Raw genomic sequence first — 13,839 nt, forward strand, 5'->3', positions numbered from 1 at the left:
TCCTGTAGCCCGGATGGAGCGCAGCGTAATCCGGGACCTTCCTTGCTTGTGGCGCGATCCCGGATTGCGCTTCGCTCCATCCGGGCTACGGCAACCTCTATGCAGGCGGCGTGCCGTTGATCGCCAGCACGTGGCCGGCGAGATACAGCGAGCCGGTGATCAGGATCCGCGGCGGCAGCTCGTAGGCGAGCTGCGCCAGCGCGCGCAGGGCGGCCTCGACGCCGGGGGCAGGCTCGACGCGCATGCCGAGGCTGCGCGCGGCATCGGCGAGACGGTCGACCGGCATCGCATTCTCCGTGTCGGGAATCGGCACTGCGATGATGTGGCGGGTGAGGCCGGCGAAATTGGCGAGGAAGGCGTGCGCATCCTTGTTGGCCATCATGCCGGCGATGATCACCAGCGGCCGCGACACCCGCTCCTCGAGGTCGCCGAGCGCGGCCGCCGCAACGCGCCCGCCCTCGGCATTGTGGCCGCCGTCGAGCCAGATCTCCGAGCCCTGCGGACCCCAGGACAGCAACTCGCCCGAGGTGAGGCGCTGCATCCGCGCCGGCCAGTCGGCACCGACGATGCCGGCCTCGAACGCGGCGTGATTGACCTTGATGGTCGGCAGCGCGCGTAGCGTCGCGATCGCGAGCCCGGCATTGACGAACTGGTGGCGCCCGAACAGACGCGGCGCCGGAAGGTCCATCAAGCCGCGATCGTCGGAATAGACCAGACGTCCGCGCTCGACATTGACGTGCCAGCTCTCGCCTGCGGCGAACAGCGGCGCGCGCATGCGCCGCGCCTGCGCTTCGATGACGGCCATCGCTTCCGGCATCTGCTCAGCGCAAATCACGGGCACGCCGCGCTTGATGATCGCGGCCTTCTCGCCGGCAATCGACGCCAACGTATCGCCGAGGAAATCCATGTGATCCATGCTGACGGGCGTGATCACAGAGGCCGCCGGCTGATCGACCACGTTGGTCGAATCCAGCCGGCCGCCGAGGCCGACTTCGAGCAGCACGATGTCGGCCGGGTTCTGCGCGAACAGCAGGAAGGCAGCCGCCGTCTTCAGTTCGAACAATGTCGCGGCCTCGCCGGCATTGACGCGCTCGACCTCTTCCAACGCCGCGCGCAGTTCGTCGTCGCCGACGAGCACGCCGCCACTGAGGCGGCCAAGCCGGAAGCATTCGTTGATGCGGACGAGATAAGGGGACGTATAGGCGTGGACGCGAAGACCTGAGGCCTCCAGCGTCGCGCGCAGATAAGCGAGGGTCGAGCCCTTGCCGTTGGTGCCGGCAATGTGGATCACCAGCGGCAGCTTGCGCTCGGGGTGGCCGAGCCGCTCGAGCAGACGGTGCATCCGCTCCAGCCCGAGATCGATGCGCTTCTGATGCAGGGCCGACAGCCGCCCGATCACGTCGTCGAGCGGTGTCTTTGCACTGTCAGGGGAGACGTTCACGCGTGCGGCGCTGCCGGCGCCGTCTCGGCGGCGGATACGATCTGCGCCGGGCTCGCGACCGGCTGCACGGACTTCGATGCATCTTCCTGCGCCGGCGCCTTGGTCAAGAGGCGGCAGAGCCGCGCCAGGGTCGGGCGCAGCTCGTGGCGATGCACGACCATGTCGACCATGCCGTGCTCCTTAAGGTACTCGGCGCGCTGGAAACCTTCAGGCAGCTTCTCGCGGATGGTCTGCTCGATCACGCGCGCACCGGCAAAGCCGATCAGCGCGCCGGGCTCGGCGATCTGGACGTCGCCGAGCATCGCATAGGACGCTGTGACGCCGCCGGTGGTGGGATTCGTCAGCACGACGATGTAGGGCAGCTTTGCCTCGCGCAGCATCTGCACCGCAACGGTGGTGCGCGGCATCTGCATCAGGGACAAAATGCCTTCCTGCATGCGTGCGCCGCCGCTCGCGGCGAACACGATGAACGGCGACTTCTTCTCGACCGCAAGCTCCATCCCGCGCACGATGGCCTCGCCCGCAGCCATGCCGAGCGAGCCGCCCATGAAGTCGAAATCCTGCACGGCGACGACGACGGCGGAGCCTTCGAGCTTGCCGTAGCCGACCTTGACCGCATCGTTCAGATTGGTCCGCGCCCGCGCATCCTTGACGCGGTCGACATATTTCTTCTCGTCGCGGAACTTGAGCGGGTCTGGGGTGACCTCGGGCAGCGCCACGTCGAACCAGGTCTCGTTGTCGAAGATCGACTTGAGCCGCGCGACCGCGCCCATGCGCATGTGATAGTTCGAGCCGGGGATGACGAACTGGTTGGCCTCGACGTCCTTGTAGAACACGAGCTGTCCGGAATCCGGGCACTTGATCCACAGGTTCTCCGGCGTCTCCCGCCGCAGCATGTTGCGGATCTTCGGCCGGACCACGTTGGTAAGCCAGTTCATGGTTTGCTCCGATGTGCGATCCCGCCGGGAATCGCCTGAAGGATATATGGCGGCCGGACATCTGCCCGGCAAGCCGCCGTGTCGCCCGCGTTAGAGCATGATCCGGAAAAGTGTGAAGCGGTTTTCCGACCAGATCATGCTCAAACTAAAGAGCTACAGCGGAATTATGGCCTATTCCGCCGCCTGCTGCGCGCCCTTGACGCCCTGGGCCAGAGCGGCCGTCAATTCGGCGACGGCGTTAACGGTCTTGGCGGTCGCCCGCCCCTCGGCATCGAGGCTGTTCTTGAGGGCGTCGACCAGCGCGGTGCCGACCACCGACCCATCGGCCTTCTCGGCAATGGCGCGCGCCGCCTCCGGCGTGCGGATGCCAAAACCGACGCAGATCGGCAGCCTGGTATGCCGCTTGATGCGCGCGACAGCTTCGCCGACGGCATTGGCGTCCGCCGCCGCCGCACCGGTGATGCCGGCGATCGAGACGTAATAGACAAAGCCTGATGTGTTCGCGAGCACCGCAGGCAGGCGCTTGTCGTCAGTGGTCGGCGTCGCCAGGCGAATGAAGTTGAGCCCCGCCTTCAGCGCGGGAATGCAGAGCTCGTCGTCTTCCTCCGGCGGCAAATCGACGATGATCAGGCCGTCGACGCCGGCCGTCTTGGCATCAGCCAAGAACTTGTCGACGCCGTAGATGTAGATCGGATTGTAATAGCCCATCAGCACCAGCGGCGTGACATTGTCGTCCTTGCGGAAGTCGCGCACCAGCTCCAGCGTCTTCTTCAAGGTCATGCCGATCTTGAGCGCACGCAGGCCTGCAGCCTGGATCGAAGGACCATCCGCCATCGGATCGGTGAAGGGAATGCCGAGTTCGATGACGTCGGCGCCGGACTTCGGCAGCGCCTTGACGATCTCGAGCGAGGTCGCGGGATCGGGATCGCCGGCCATCACATAGGTGACAAAGGCCGCGCGGCCTTGGCTTTTCAGCTCGGCAAAACGGGTATCGATACGCGTGGTCACTTCTTGCCCCTCAGGATGTCGCCGACCTGCGGGACGTCCTTGTCGCCGCGGCCGGAGAGATTGACGACCATCAGGTGGTCCCGCGGCCGCTTCGGCGCGAGCTCCATCACCTTGGCGATGGCATGCGCGGGCTCGAGCGCGGGGATGATGCCTTCGAGCTTTGACAGCAGCTGGAACGCGGCGAGCGCCTCGTCATCGGTCGCGGAGAGATAATTGACGCGGCCGACCTCGTGCAGCCAGGAATGCTCAGGGCCGATGCCGGGATAATCGAGACCGGCCGAGATCGAATGCGCGTCCTGGATCTGGCCGTCGGCATCCATCAAGAGATAGGTGCGGTTGCCGTGAAGCACGCCGGGGCGGCCGCCCGCGATCGAGGCCGCATGCAGCTGCGTCAGGCCATGGCCGGCGGCTTCGACGCCGAAGATCTCCACGGAGGAATCATCGAGGAACGGATGGAACAGGCCCATCGCGTTGGAGCCGCCGCCGATACAGGCCACCAGCGAATCCGGCAGGCGCCCCTCGATCTCCTGCATCTGCGCCTTGGTCTCGTCGCCGATGACCGACTGGAAATCGCGCACCAAGGTCGGATAGGGATGCGGACCGGCCACCGTGCCGATGCAATAGAAGGTGTTGTGCACGTTGGTGACCCAGTCGCGTAGCGCCTCGTTCATGGCGTCCTTCAGCGTGCGCGTGCCCGACTGCACCGGCATCACCTTGGCACCCAGCATCTCCATGCGGATGACGTTGGGCTGCTGCCGCTCGACGTCGACGGCGCCCATATAGACCACGCATTCGAGGCCAAAGCGCGCGCACAGCGTCGCGGTGGCAACGCCGTGCTGGCCCGCGCCGGTCTCGGCGATGATGCGCTTCTTGCCCATGCGCCGTGCCAGCATGATCTGGCCGAGCACGTTGTTCACCTTGTGCGAGCCGGTGTGGTTGAGCTCTTCACGCTTGAGGTAGATCTTGGCGCCGCGGAGATGCTCGGTCAGGCGCTCGGCGAAATAGAGCGGCGAGGGCCGGCCGACATAATTCTTGAGATAGCCGTTCATCTCGGCCTGAAACGCCGGATCGGCCTTGGCTGCGGTGTAGGCCTTCTCCAGGTCGAGGATCAGCGGCATCAAGGTTTCGGCGACGAAGCGTCCGCCGAAAATGCCGAAATGGCCGCGATCGTCGGGGCCGCTGCGGTAGGAGTTTGGCTTGGCAATGTTCATCGGACGCTTAACTCTTGGGTGGCGCGCGCGGCGCGGATGAAGGCCTTGATCATGTCAGGATCCTTGACGCCGGGCGCGCTCTCGACGCCCGAGGACACGTCGACGCCGCTGGCGCGGGTGACACGAAGGGCCTCGGCGAGATTCTCGGCGTGCAGCCCCCCCGAAACCATATAGGGCAGTTTCAGATCGAGCTTTTCGAGCAGGTGCCAGTCGAAGGGCTCCCCGAGGCCGCCGGGCCGCGTCGCGTCCTTCGGCGCGCGCGCATCGAACAGGATGCGATCGGCGACCGCGGCGTAGCCGGGCAGCACCGCGAGATCGGCCGCTGTCGCGACCGGGACCGCCTTCATCACCGGGCGGCCGAAGCGTTGCTTGAGGTCGCGCAGCCGCGCCACGCTCTCCCCGCCGTGGAGCTGGAAGATGTCCGGCGACAGCGCGTCCATGATGTTGTCGAGCGTTGCGTCATCGGCATCGACCGTGAGCGCCACCTTGAGCGCGCGCCGCTTGACCTGACGGCCGAGGTCACGGCCGAGTTCCAGGGACAGGTGCCGGGGCGACGGCGGAAAGAACACGAACCCGACCATGTCGGCGCCCGCCTCGAGCGCCGTTTCGAGCGTCTCGGGCGTGGACAGGCCGCAGATCTTGACGAGCAGGGACATGGTCTCAAAGCGGGTAGAGGCCGCGGGTCCGCGGCCGGAAAACGGGGCTTTTCGGTCGGGGCCGCTTCTACAACGTCGCGCGCTGCTTGTCTCGCCCGACGGGCCCGTACAGGCCCATCCCGGAGGGAACGGGAAGGCGCTGGGACTCCGCCTTCGCTGCCGTCGCCTGGGCCCGCAGATCGGCCAGTTCGGCCCTGACGGCCCGGGCCTCCGCGTCATTCAGGCGCGCCGCGCGCCGCCAGCGCCGCTGGCCGATCCAGACGGCGGAGCCGCCCGCGACAACGCCCAGGGCCGCCGCCAGGATCAGCAACAGGAACAGCGGCAGGGTGATCGACAGCGAGGGGTCGTCGGCAATGAAGGGGTCGAAGGAGACCGTGACGAAATGCCTGTTGGCGACGGCGAACGCCACCAGGATCAGGCCCAGCGGAAGTACGATCAGCGCGGTCAGGAACTTTCGCATCTGGCTTCGCTCGCCTTGAATCAAGCTTGCGGCCGCATCCTGTGCGACCGCGAAAAACCCCAAAGCGCGCTCACATCGCGCTCTAGTCTACGCCGCCGGGATCCGGATGGTCGCGGTTCAGCCGCTCGCGCATTTCCTTGCCGGTCTTGAAGAACGGAACGCTCTTCTGATCGACGGGCACATGGGCGCCGGTGCGTGGATTGCGCCCTGCGCGCGCAGGGCGATGCTTGACCGAGAAGGCACCGAAGCCGCGCAGCTCGACGCGGTCACCGCGTGCAAGCGCCGCTACGATCTCTTCGAGAATCGCATTCACAATGTTCTCGACATCCCGCTGGTACAGATGCGGGTTGTGCTCGGCGATACGCTGAACAAGTTCGGATTTGATCATCGAGAGATAGGACCCGGGAGCGTGCGGATGACCATTTCCGTGAAAATACCGTGATCTGTCAAGACGCTAAATCAAGGATGGGCGTCGTGAAAATGCGTGACAAATGCCGAAAAAGCAGGCTGCGCCAGCACGCGTCAGACGCGAAAAAGCTCTGAAACTCGCCTGCCGACGGTCAGTTGGACGCAGCCGGCTGCCACAAGGCCAGCATTCCATCCATTCCGAGCCGATCCACCGCCTGCGCGACGCCGGTTTGCCCGATCTGGTGCGCGATCGAGCCCAAACCGAGCGCTTCCAGCGTCAATGCGGCCGCCGTCTTCAGGAACGGCAGGTCGCCGAAGCGCGGCTGCAGCTTGTAGTCGCGCACCGGTAGCCCCTTCTTGACGCCCTTCTGCTCGACCAGCCAGGTCACGGCCGTCTTCTCGTCGCCGATCTGGTCGATCAGCTTGAGATCGATCGCCTGGCGCCCGGTGAAGACGCGGCCGTCGGCGACTTTTTCGAGCTGCGTGTCATCCATGCCACGCCGCTCCTTCACCATCCCCTTGAACCAGGCATAGGAATCCTTCACCAGCGCATCGAGCGCGGCGCGCGCCTCGGGACTGGTCGGCTCAAAACCGTTGGGCGCCGCCTTCAGCGGCGAGGACTTCACCTCCTCGACCTTGACGCCGATCGTCTTCATGAGCTCGGAGAGGTTGGGGTACTGGAACAGCACGCCGATGGAGCCGACCAGGGAGCTTTGCTGGGCGACGATGTGGTCGCTCGCAATCGCGGTGATGTAGCCCCCGGAGGCGGCCAGCCCCTCCACCACCACCACCAGCGGCTTTTTCGCCTTGAGACGGACCAGCGAGTCATAGAGCTGCTCGGAGCCGGCGGTGGTGCCGCCGGGCGAGTTGATGTGAACGATGACGGCGGCGGCCTGCGAATTCTCGAGCCGCTCCAGCGCCTGCGTGCGGTCGGAATCGCTGCGGATCAATCCCTCGATCTGGACGCGCGCGATCGAGCCGGCGGATGCGAGGGTGCCGCGTGCACCGGGCGTCGCAATCAGCGCGAAGCTTGCAATCGCCGCGATCGCGATCAGCGCCGCCATCACCCGCCAGAACGTCAGCTTGCGGCGGATCCTGCGGCGATCGACGATGATGTCCGAATCGAGCGACATCGGAATATCTCCAAATGAAAGATCAGGCGCGTTGTGCCGTCACGGCGTGACCATTGGCCTATCTCGATACATCAATTGCGGCGCAATTTGAAGAAAACAAGGCCTCGTGTGGGGCAAGCAAGTCGTCGCAGACTCGGTCGTCGTCCCCGCCTAGTGCGCAATTGCGCACGGGGGCGGGGACCCACAACCCCAAGGAGGAGTCGTCGAGCGAGCTGGCAACTCCGAGTCTTCGTCAAACTCCTCCCTGGGGTTATGGGTCCAGGATCGGCGCTCCGCTTCGCGTCGCTTGTCCGGGACGACAGCGGAGTTCGTGGAGACAGCAACAAAAAGCCCCGGCTTGCGCCGGGGCCTTGATGTCGCAAAACGGACGTTTCGCTTACTTGCTGTCGCGGTTCTTCAGCGCGGTGCCGAGGATGTCGCCCAGCGTCGCACCCGAATCCGAGGAGCCGTACTGCGCGATGGCTTCCTTCTCTTCGGCGACTTCGAGCGCCTTGATCGACACCTGGACCTTGCGGGCCTTCTTGTCGAACTGGATGACGCGGGCATCGACCTTCTCGCCGACGGCGAAGCGTTCGGCGCGCTGGTCGTTGCGGTCACGGGCGAGCTCGGAGCGCTTGATGAAGGTGGTGAAGTCGGTACCGGCGATCTTCACCTCGATACCGCTTTCCTTCACTTCGAGCACTTCGCAGGTCACGACCGCACCCTTCTTGACATCGCCCGGCTCGGCGAAGGGATCGCCTTCGAGCTGCTTGATGCCGAGCGAGATGCGCTCCTTCTCGACGTCCACATCGAGCACCACGGCCTTCACCATGTCGCCCTTCTTGTAGTTGTCGATCACCTGCTCGCCCGGAAGCTTCCAGTCGAGATCGGAGAGGTGGACCATGCCGTCGACGTCGCCCTCGAGGCCCAGGAACAGACCGAACTCGGTCTTGTTCTTGACCTCGCCCTCGACCACCGAACCGGTCGGGTGCTTCTCGACGAAGACCTCCCAGGGGTTGCGCATGGTCTGCTTGAGGCCGAGCGAGATGCGGCGCTTGACGGAATCCACTTCCAGCACCTGCACGTCGACTTCCTGCGAGGTCGACACGATCTTGCCGGGGTGCATGTTCTTCTTGGTCCACGACATCTCGGAGACATGGATCAGGCCTTCGATGCCCGGCTCGAGCTCGACGAACGCACCGTAGTCGGTGATGTTGGTGACGCGGCCGGTGAAGCGGGCACCCAGCGGGTACTTGGCTTCGATGCCCTGCCACGGATCGTCCAGCAGCTGCTTCATGCCCAGCGAGATGCGGTGCGTCTCGTGGTTGATCTTGATGATCTTGACCTTCACGGTCTGGCCGATCGAGAGCACCTCGGTCGGGTGGTTGACGCGGCGCCACGCGATGTCGGTGACGTGCAGGAGGCCGTCGATGCCGCCGAGGTCGACGAACGCACCGTAATCGGTGATGTTCTTGACCACGCCGTCGATGACCTGACCCTCTTCGAGGTTCTGCACCAGCTCCTGGCGCTGCTCGGCGCGGGTCTCTTCCAACACCGTGCGGCGGGACACGACGATGTTGCCGCGGCGGCGGTCCATCTTCAGGATCTGGAACGGCTGCGAGTTGTTCATCAGCGGCGCAACGTCGCGGATCGGCCGGATGTCGACCTGCGAGCGCGGCAGGAAGGCCACGGCACCGTCGAGGTCGACGGTGAAGCCGCCCTTGACCTGGTTGAAGATGACGCCGTTGACCTTCTCGTTGTTCTGGAACGCCTTCTCCAGCTTGCCCCAGCTCTCTTCGCGTCGCGCCTTGTCGCGCGACAGCACGGCTTCGCCGAGAGCGTTTTCGATGCGATCGAGGAACACTTCCACCTCGTCGCCGACCTTGAGGTCGCTCTCACGGCCGGGGCCGGAAAATTCGCGCAGCGCGACGCGGCCCTCGGTCTTCAGGCCGACGTCGATGACGGCCATGTCCTTTTCAATTGCAACCACCTTGCCCTTGACGACGGAGCTTTCCTGCAGGTTGCCACCTGCGAAGGACTCGTCGAGCATCGCGGCGAAATCGTCGCGCGACGGGCTATAGGTATCAGCAGAAGTCGAAGCCATTTGTTCTCCAGTTGCGGATGTCTTGCCGGCCGTTGGGTTCATGGGCGCATCGCGCGCGCAGTGTCGGAAGGTCCGCAAGACCTTCGAGCGACCGCTCGTTGCCCTGATCTAGCGACCAGAACAGCGGAAGCGGGCCGGCTGAGGCCCGCGCGTTCGATACGTTGAAAGCTTGTCCGGAACCTGGATCGCGCCGGTCCCGAAACCGGGACGAAGCGTATCGACCTCAAAGAGCGGGAGCGGGCACTTCCTCCAATGACGGCGGCGGCTTAACCCCGCGACCGGCCCGCTCGGACAGCCTCGATAATGTCGATGGCGGCCCGGACGCCGCCTTCTATATCCAGTTGGGAGTTATCTAGCAAGTAAGCATCCGGGGCCGGTTTCAGAGGCGCAATCGGCCGATTCTTGTCACGTTCGTCACGCTGGAGGATGTCGGCGAGCACGGCCGCCTCGTCCGCCTCCTCGCCCCGCGCTTTGGCCTCCATGGTGCGGCGCCGCGCGCGGACCTTGGGGTCGGCGACCACGAAGATCTTCACGTCGGCATGGGGGCAGATCACGGTTCCAATATCCCGGCCGTCGAGCACGGCGCCGGGCGGATCGGCGGCGAACTGGCGCTGGAAATTGACCAGGACCTCGCGAACCCGAGGGATTGCCGAGACGATCGAGGCCCCCTCGCCGGCCTTCTGGGTCTTCAGCGCAGGATTACCGAACTTTTCGGGATCGAGCTCCAACGCGGCCTGCACCGCGGCCGCCTCATCGTTGAGATCGTGCCCCGACTGCATCAAGGCGTAGGCGACCGCGCGATAGATCACGCCGGTATCAAGATGACGATAGCCGTAATGGTGGGCGAGACGCTTGCCGAGCGTCCCCTTGCCCGAAGCCGCGGGCCCGTCGATGGCGATGATCATGAAAACTCGGCCCCTAGCGAACGCATCATCGGAATGAAATCCGGAAAGCTGGTGGCGATGAAGGCGGTGTCGTCGACCGTAACAGGCTGATCGGAGGCGCAGCCCATCACCAGCGCGGACATCGCGATGCGATGGTCCATATGGGTGGCGACAGTGCCGCCGCCCGGGACGTGGCCGCGACCCCTTACGATCAGATCGTCGCCGGAGACCTCGACCTTGACGCCGTTGACGCGCAGCATGGCGGCGGTGGCTTCAAGCCGGTCGGATTCCTTGACGCGCAGCTCCTGCAGGCCGCGCATGATCGTGGTGCCTTCGGCGAACGACGCCGCCACCGCCAGCACCAGATATTCGTCGATCATCGACGGCGCGCGCTCGGGCGGCACCTCGACGCCGCGCAGCTTCGACGCCCGCACGCGCAAGCGCGCCATCGGCTCGCCGGCATCGCCGCGCACTTCGCTCTCCTCGATGGAGGCGCCCATTTCGCGCAGCGTGGTGAACAGCCCAGTGCGCAGCGGATTGGTCATGACGTCGGACAGCACGACATCGGAGCCCTCCACGATCAGCGCCGCGACGATCGGGAACGCAGCCGAAGAGGGATCGGCAGGCACCACGACATTGGCGCCATGCAGCTCGGGCTGGCCCACCAGCGTGATGCGGCGGCCGTGCCGGCCTTCCTGGACCGAGGTGATGTCGGCGCCGAAATGCTTCAGCATCAGCTCGGTGTGGTCGCGGCTGGCCTCGGTCTCGATGACCGTGGTGGTGCCGGGAGCGGCGAGGCCCGCCAGCAGCACGGCGGATTTGATCTGGGCCGAGGCGACCGGGGTCTTGTAGACGATCGGCAGGGGATCCCGCGCGCCCTGGAGGGTCAGCGGCAGGCGCCCGCCCTCGCCGCCCGCGGTTACCTTGGCACCCATCTTTTCCAGGGGATCGAGGATCCGGCGCATCGGACGGCTGCGCAGCGAGGCGTCGCCGTCGAACACCGCCGAAATCGGGCAGCCGGCGACGGCGCCCATGACCAGCCGGCAGCCGGTGCCGGAATTGCCGAAATCCAGTGCTGCCTTGGGCTGGGCGAAGCCTCCGACCCCGACGCCGTTGACGGTCCAGGCGAAATCGCCGGTGCGCTCGACGCTGGCGCCCAGCGCCTGCATCGATTTGGCGGTGTTGAGGACGTCCTCGCCCTCGAGCAGGCCCGAAATCCTGGTCTCGCCGACCGCGAGCGCGCCCAGGATGAGGGCGCGGTGGGAGATCGACTTGTCGCCGGGCACCCTTACTTTCCCGGTCAGGGGACCGCTGGCGCGAGACTGGAGCGGCCTCGGTTGATCGGAATGGGTCAAGATTGTGTCCTTGAATAGGCCCGGTGGGCTGGCGCGCAGGTACCACATGGTCCGCGCGCCGTCACGGGCATGTCGTTCTCCCGTAATGCGCTATTGACAGCGGGCCGCCAACTAGCCAAGTGAAGCACCGCTTTTCAGACATTCCCAGGATTCCTGCCGTGGCCAAGTCCGAACTCGGAACCAAACGTATTTGCCCGACCACGGGCAAGAAGTTCTATGACCTCAACAAGAATCCGGTGATCTCGCCCTATACCGGCGAAGTGGTGCCGATCGCCCCGGTCGCTCCTGCCCGCGGCCCCCGTGCGGCCGAGGCCCGCAACATGGCCCAGGACAACGCGCCGGAGCCGGCGGAGACCGAGGAGTTGGTCTCGCTCGAGGAGGCCGATGCCGAGGAGAACACCGGCAAGGTCAAGGCGGTCGTGCCCGAATCGGAGGACGATATCGAGGTCGACGAGACCCTCGACGACGATGATGACGACGATTCGACCTTCATTGCCGACGAGGAAGAGGGCGATGAGGACGTCACGGACATCATTGGTGATGTCGGCGGTGATGAAGAGACTTGAGATCAGCCCTGATCTGTGAAAAAGGGTGCTCCGCGCGAGTCGCCTAGAGCGCTCGCCGGCCGGGACGGGTCCCCCAGGATCCTCCCATTTGGACTAAGGGGCCATAGCTCAGCTGGGAGAGCGCTTGCATGGCATGCAAGAGGTCGGCGGTTCGATCCCGCCTGGCTCCACCAGCCTTCGCTCGCTTCGCGAGCTACGGCTCGGCAAGCCAGCCCCGCTCCATCGTAGCGAAGTGAGCGAAGGCTGCCGCGGCGTAGCCCGAAGGGCGAAGCCGGGCTTTCCCGGACCAAAACTGGATGTAAGCTCCTCCCTCGACAACCAGGGAGAGTGCGGTGAAGTACGTTTACATCCTGGAGAGCCTCGATTCCCTCCATTTCTATGTCGGGATGACCGACGACCTGCGGGCCCGACTGGCGAAGCACAATGCTGGTGAGGTACCACATACTTCGAAATTCGGGCCCTGGCGTCTCAGGACCTACATAGCATTCAGCGACGAGAAGCAGGCCGTCGGGTTCGAGCGATACCTCAAATCAGCATCCGGCCGCGCCTTCGCCAAGAAGCGCCTCTAACTCCCCCTACTCCCCGATCACCGCATTCAGCCGATCCCTGAGCGCGACGATCTCGTCCTTCATCGCGACCAGTTCCGACACCGAGCAGTCCGACGCGGCCAGGATTGATTGCGGCACGCTGCGCGCCTTGTCCTTCAGCGCATGGCCCTGCGGCGTCAGGGCGATCAGAACCTGACGCTCGTCCTCACGCGAGCGGGTGCGCCTGACGAGATGGGCGGCCTCGAGCCGCTTCAGCAGCGGCGTCAGCGTGCCCGAATCCAGGAACAGCTTCTCGCCGATCTCCTTGACCGGCACGTCGTCGCGCTCCCACAGCACCAGCATGACCAGATATTGCGGATAGGTCAGGCCGAGCCGATCGAGCAGCGGCTTGTAGACGCGGTTAAAGGCGTGCGTAGCGGAATAGACCGCGAAGCAGATCTGGTTGTCGAGACGAAGCGGGTCTACCGCCGTTGATTTCCGGGCCATGAAGAATCCTGCGCGTTTCTCCCATTCTGGGCCCGGCCGGCGCCACATTCAATTGCGAACAATTAAATGTGAGGCGCGACGAATTAGATTGCGCACAATCTAATTGTCTGCGATAAAGCTTACACCCCAACCCGGAAAGACCCGAGGAGACGACAATGTCCGTGAACGTCCTCTACAAGACCAGCGCCAAGGCCACCGGCGGCCGCGACGGCCATGCTGCGACCCTCGACGGCGCGCTCGACGTCAAGCTCACCACGCCGAAGGAGCTCGGCGGCGGCGGCGGCGCCGGCAACAATCCCGAGCAGCTGTTCGCGGCCGGCTATGCCGCCTGCTTCATCGGCGCAATGAAGTTCGTGGCCTCGCAGGGCGGACCGAAGGTGCCCGCGGATGCCTCGGTCACCTCGACCGTCGGCATCGGCCCGCGCTCCGAGGGCGGCTTCGGCCTCGACATCGACCTTGCGGTCTCGCTGCCGGGCCTTGCCCGTGCGGACGCCGAGGCGCTGGTCGCGAAGGCGCACCAGGTGTGCCCGTACTCCAATGCCACGCGCGGCAATGTCGACGTTCGCCTGACGGTGGTCTGATCGGCAGCGCGGATTGGCTGGCCCGGGAATCCCCCCTCGGGCCGGCCGCATCCGACTGAATTTGCCATGCTGCGGCATGGC

The 13,839-nt window shown here is 65.3% G+C and carries 15 protein-coding genes and 1 tRNA gene; 4 read left to right on the plus strand and 12 right to left on the minus strand.

Features of this window, described 5'->3' with window-relative positions:
• Positions 1 to 97: 97 nt before the first annotated feature.
• The 11 genes from I6F31_RS30410 to aroA form a co-directional block, all read right to left on the minus strand.
• Positions 98 to 1,441 carry a folylpolyglutamate synthase/dihydrofolate synthase family protein gene (locus I6F31_RS30410; protein WP_225148346.1) on the minus strand — a complete coding sequence of 448 codons (1,344 nt, stop codon included), beginning with the start codon at positions 1,439 to 1,441 and terminating at the stop codon, positions 98 to 100.
• Positions 1,438 to 2,379, minus strand: a complete 942-nt coding sequence (gene accD / locus I6F31_RS30415) for an acetyl-CoA carboxylase, carboxyltransferase subunit beta (protein WP_225148347.1) — start codon at positions 2,377 to 2,379, stop codon at positions 1,438 to 1,440. The genes I6F31_RS30410 and accD overlap by 4 nt, the downstream gene beginning before the upstream one ends.
• 171 nt (positions 2,380 to 2,550) lie before the next feature.
• On the minus strand, positions 2,551 to 3,387 hold the full coding sequence (gene trpA / locus I6F31_RS30420; RefSeq protein ID WP_036009108.1) for a tryptophan synthase subunit alpha: 837 nt from the start codon (positions 3,385 to 3,387) through the stop codon (positions 2,551 to 2,553).
• The gene (trpB, locus tag I6F31_RS30425; RefSeq protein WP_057027852.1) at positions 3,384 to 4,598 is read right to left on the minus strand and encodes a tryptophan synthase subunit beta; all 1,215 of its coding nucleotides are present in this window, start codon (positions 4,596 to 4,598) and stop codon (positions 3,384 to 3,386) included. Before trpB ends, trpA begins: the two co-directional genes overlap by 4 nt.
• The gene (locus I6F31_RS30430; protein WP_036009115.1) at positions 4,595 to 5,254 is read right to left on the minus strand and encodes a phosphoribosylanthranilate isomerase; all 660 of its coding nucleotides are present in this window, start codon (positions 5,252 to 5,254) and stop codon (positions 4,595 to 4,597) included. Before I6F31_RS30430 ends, trpB begins: the two co-directional genes overlap by 4 nt.
• A gap of 67 nt (positions 5,255 to 5,321) precedes the next feature.
• Positions 5,322 to 5,714: a lipopolysaccharide assembly protein LapA domain-containing protein gene (locus I6F31_RS30435; RefSeq protein WP_225148384.1), complete on the minus strand. Its 393-nt coding sequence runs from the start codon at positions 5,712 to 5,714 to the stop codon at positions 5,322 to 5,324.
• Between the two features lie 82 nt (positions 5,715 to 5,796).
• Positions 5,797 to 6,102, minus strand: coding sequence for an integration host factor subunit beta (locus I6F31_RS30440; protein ID WP_025032949.1), 306 nt, complete (start codon positions 6,100 to 6,102; stop codon positions 5,797 to 5,799).
• 172 nt (positions 6,103 to 6,274) lie between these two features.
• Positions 6,275 to 7,255, minus strand: a complete 981-nt coding sequence (gene sppA / locus I6F31_RS30445; RefSeq protein ID WP_036024439.1) for a signal peptide peptidase SppA — start codon at positions 7,253 to 7,255, stop codon at positions 6,275 to 6,277.
• A 376-nt stretch (positions 7,256 to 7,631) separates the two neighbouring features.
• Positions 7,632 to 9,338 carry a 30S ribosomal protein S1 gene (rpsA, locus tag I6F31_RS30450; RefSeq protein ID WP_036009120.1) on the minus strand — a complete coding sequence of 569 codons (1,707 nt, stop codon included), beginning with the start codon at positions 9,336 to 9,338 and terminating at the stop codon, positions 7,632 to 7,634.
• A 266-nt stretch (positions 9,339 to 9,604) separates the two neighbouring features.
• Entirely contained in the window at positions 9,605 to 10,243 is a 639-nt protein-coding gene (gene cmk / locus I6F31_RS30455) for a (d)CMP kinase (protein ID WP_036024437.1), read from the minus strand.
• Complete coding sequence (gene aroA / locus I6F31_RS30460) at positions 10,240 to 11,577, minus strand: 3-phosphoshikimate 1-carboxyvinyltransferase (RefSeq protein ID WP_225186575.1); 1,338 nt, start codon at positions 11,575 to 11,577, stop codon at positions 10,240 to 10,242. Before aroA ends, cmk begins: the two co-directional genes overlap by 4 nt.
• A gap of 158 nt (positions 11,578 to 11,735) precedes the next feature.
• Here aroA and I6F31_RS30465 point away from each other — a divergent pair, with 158 nt between their 5' ends.
• The 3 genes from I6F31_RS30465 (at position 11,736) to I6F31_RS30475 (ending at position 12,712) form a co-directional block, all read left to right on the plus strand.
• Entirely contained in the window at positions 11,736 to 12,143 is a 408-nt protein-coding gene (locus I6F31_RS30465; RefSeq protein WP_036009126.1) for a TIGR02300 family protein, read from the plus strand.
• 97 nt (positions 12,144 to 12,240) lie between these two features.
• A tRNA-Ala gene (locus I6F31_RS30470) sits at positions 12,241 to 12,316 on the plus strand.
• Between the two features lie 159 nt (positions 12,317 to 12,475).
• Positions 12,476 to 12,712, plus strand: coding sequence for a GIY-YIG nuclease family protein (locus I6F31_RS30475; RefSeq protein ID WP_225186576.1), 237 nt, complete (start codon positions 12,476 to 12,478; stop codon positions 12,710 to 12,712).
• 6 nt (positions 12,713 to 12,718) lie between these two features.
• On the opposite strand, the gene I6F31_RS30480 is transcribed toward I6F31_RS30475, so the two are convergent.
• Complete coding sequence (locus tag I6F31_RS30480; RefSeq protein WP_225186577.1) at positions 12,719 to 13,177, minus strand: MarR family transcriptional regulator; 459 nt, start codon at positions 13,175 to 13,177, stop codon at positions 12,719 to 12,721.
• 155 nt (positions 13,178 to 13,332) lie between these two features.
• Between I6F31_RS30480 and I6F31_RS30485 the strand changes: the two genes are divergently transcribed.
• A complete protein-coding gene (locus tag I6F31_RS30485; RefSeq protein ID WP_036009140.1) occupies positions 13,333 to 13,758 on the plus strand; it encodes an organic hydroperoxide resistance protein in 426 nt (141 codons plus the stop codon).
• Positions 13,759 to 13,839: the final 81 nt, after the last annotated feature.

Source organism: Bradyrhizobium sp. NBAIM01, assembly GCF_020194115.1.
Taxonomy (GTDB): Bacteria; Pseudomonadota; Alphaproteobacteria; order Rhizobiales; family Xanthobacteraceae; genus Bradyrhizobium; species Bradyrhizobium yuanmingense.

Excerpts from the sequence above, each read along its gene's own strand:
- I6F31_RS30430 (WP_036009115.1), bottom strand. The coding sequence starts at position 5,254 with ATGTCCCTGCTCGTCAAGATCTGCGGCCTGTCCACGCCCGAGACGCTC.
- I6F31_RS30485 (WP_036009140.1), top strand. The coding sequence starts at position 13,333 with ATGTCCGTGAACGTCCTCTACAAGACCAGCGCCAAGGCCACCGGCGGC.
- trpB (WP_057027852.1), bottom strand. The coding sequence starts at position 4,598 with ATGAACATTGCCAAGCCAAACTCCTACCGCAGCGGCCCCGACGATCGC.
- I6F31_RS30440 (WP_025032949.1), bottom strand. The coding sequence starts at position 6,102 with ATGATCAAATCCGAACTTGTTCAGCGTATCGCCGAGCACAACCCGCAT.
- I6F31_RS30435 (WP_225148384.1), bottom strand. The coding sequence starts at position 5,714 with ATGCGAAAGTTCCTGACCGCGCTGATCGTACTTCCGCTGGGCCTGATC.
- rpsA (WP_036009120.1), bottom strand. The coding sequence starts at position 9,338 with ATGGCTTCGACTTCTGCTGATACCTATAGCCCGTCGCGCGACGATTTC.
- cmk (WP_036024437.1), bottom strand. The coding sequence starts at position 10,243 with ATGATCATCGCCATCGACGGGCCCGCGGCTTCGGGCAAGGGGACGCTC.
- accD (WP_225148347.1), bottom strand. The coding sequence starts at position 2,379 with ATGAACTGGCTTACCAACGTGGTCCGGCCGAAGATCCGCAACATGCTG.
- I6F31_RS30480 (WP_225186577.1), bottom strand. The coding sequence starts at position 13,177 with ATGGCCCGGAAATCAACGGCGGTAGACCCGCTTCGTCTCGACAACCAG.
- sppA (WP_036024439.1), bottom strand. The coding sequence starts at position 7,255 with ATGTCGCTCGATTCGGACATCATCGTCGATCGCCGCAGGATCCGCCGC.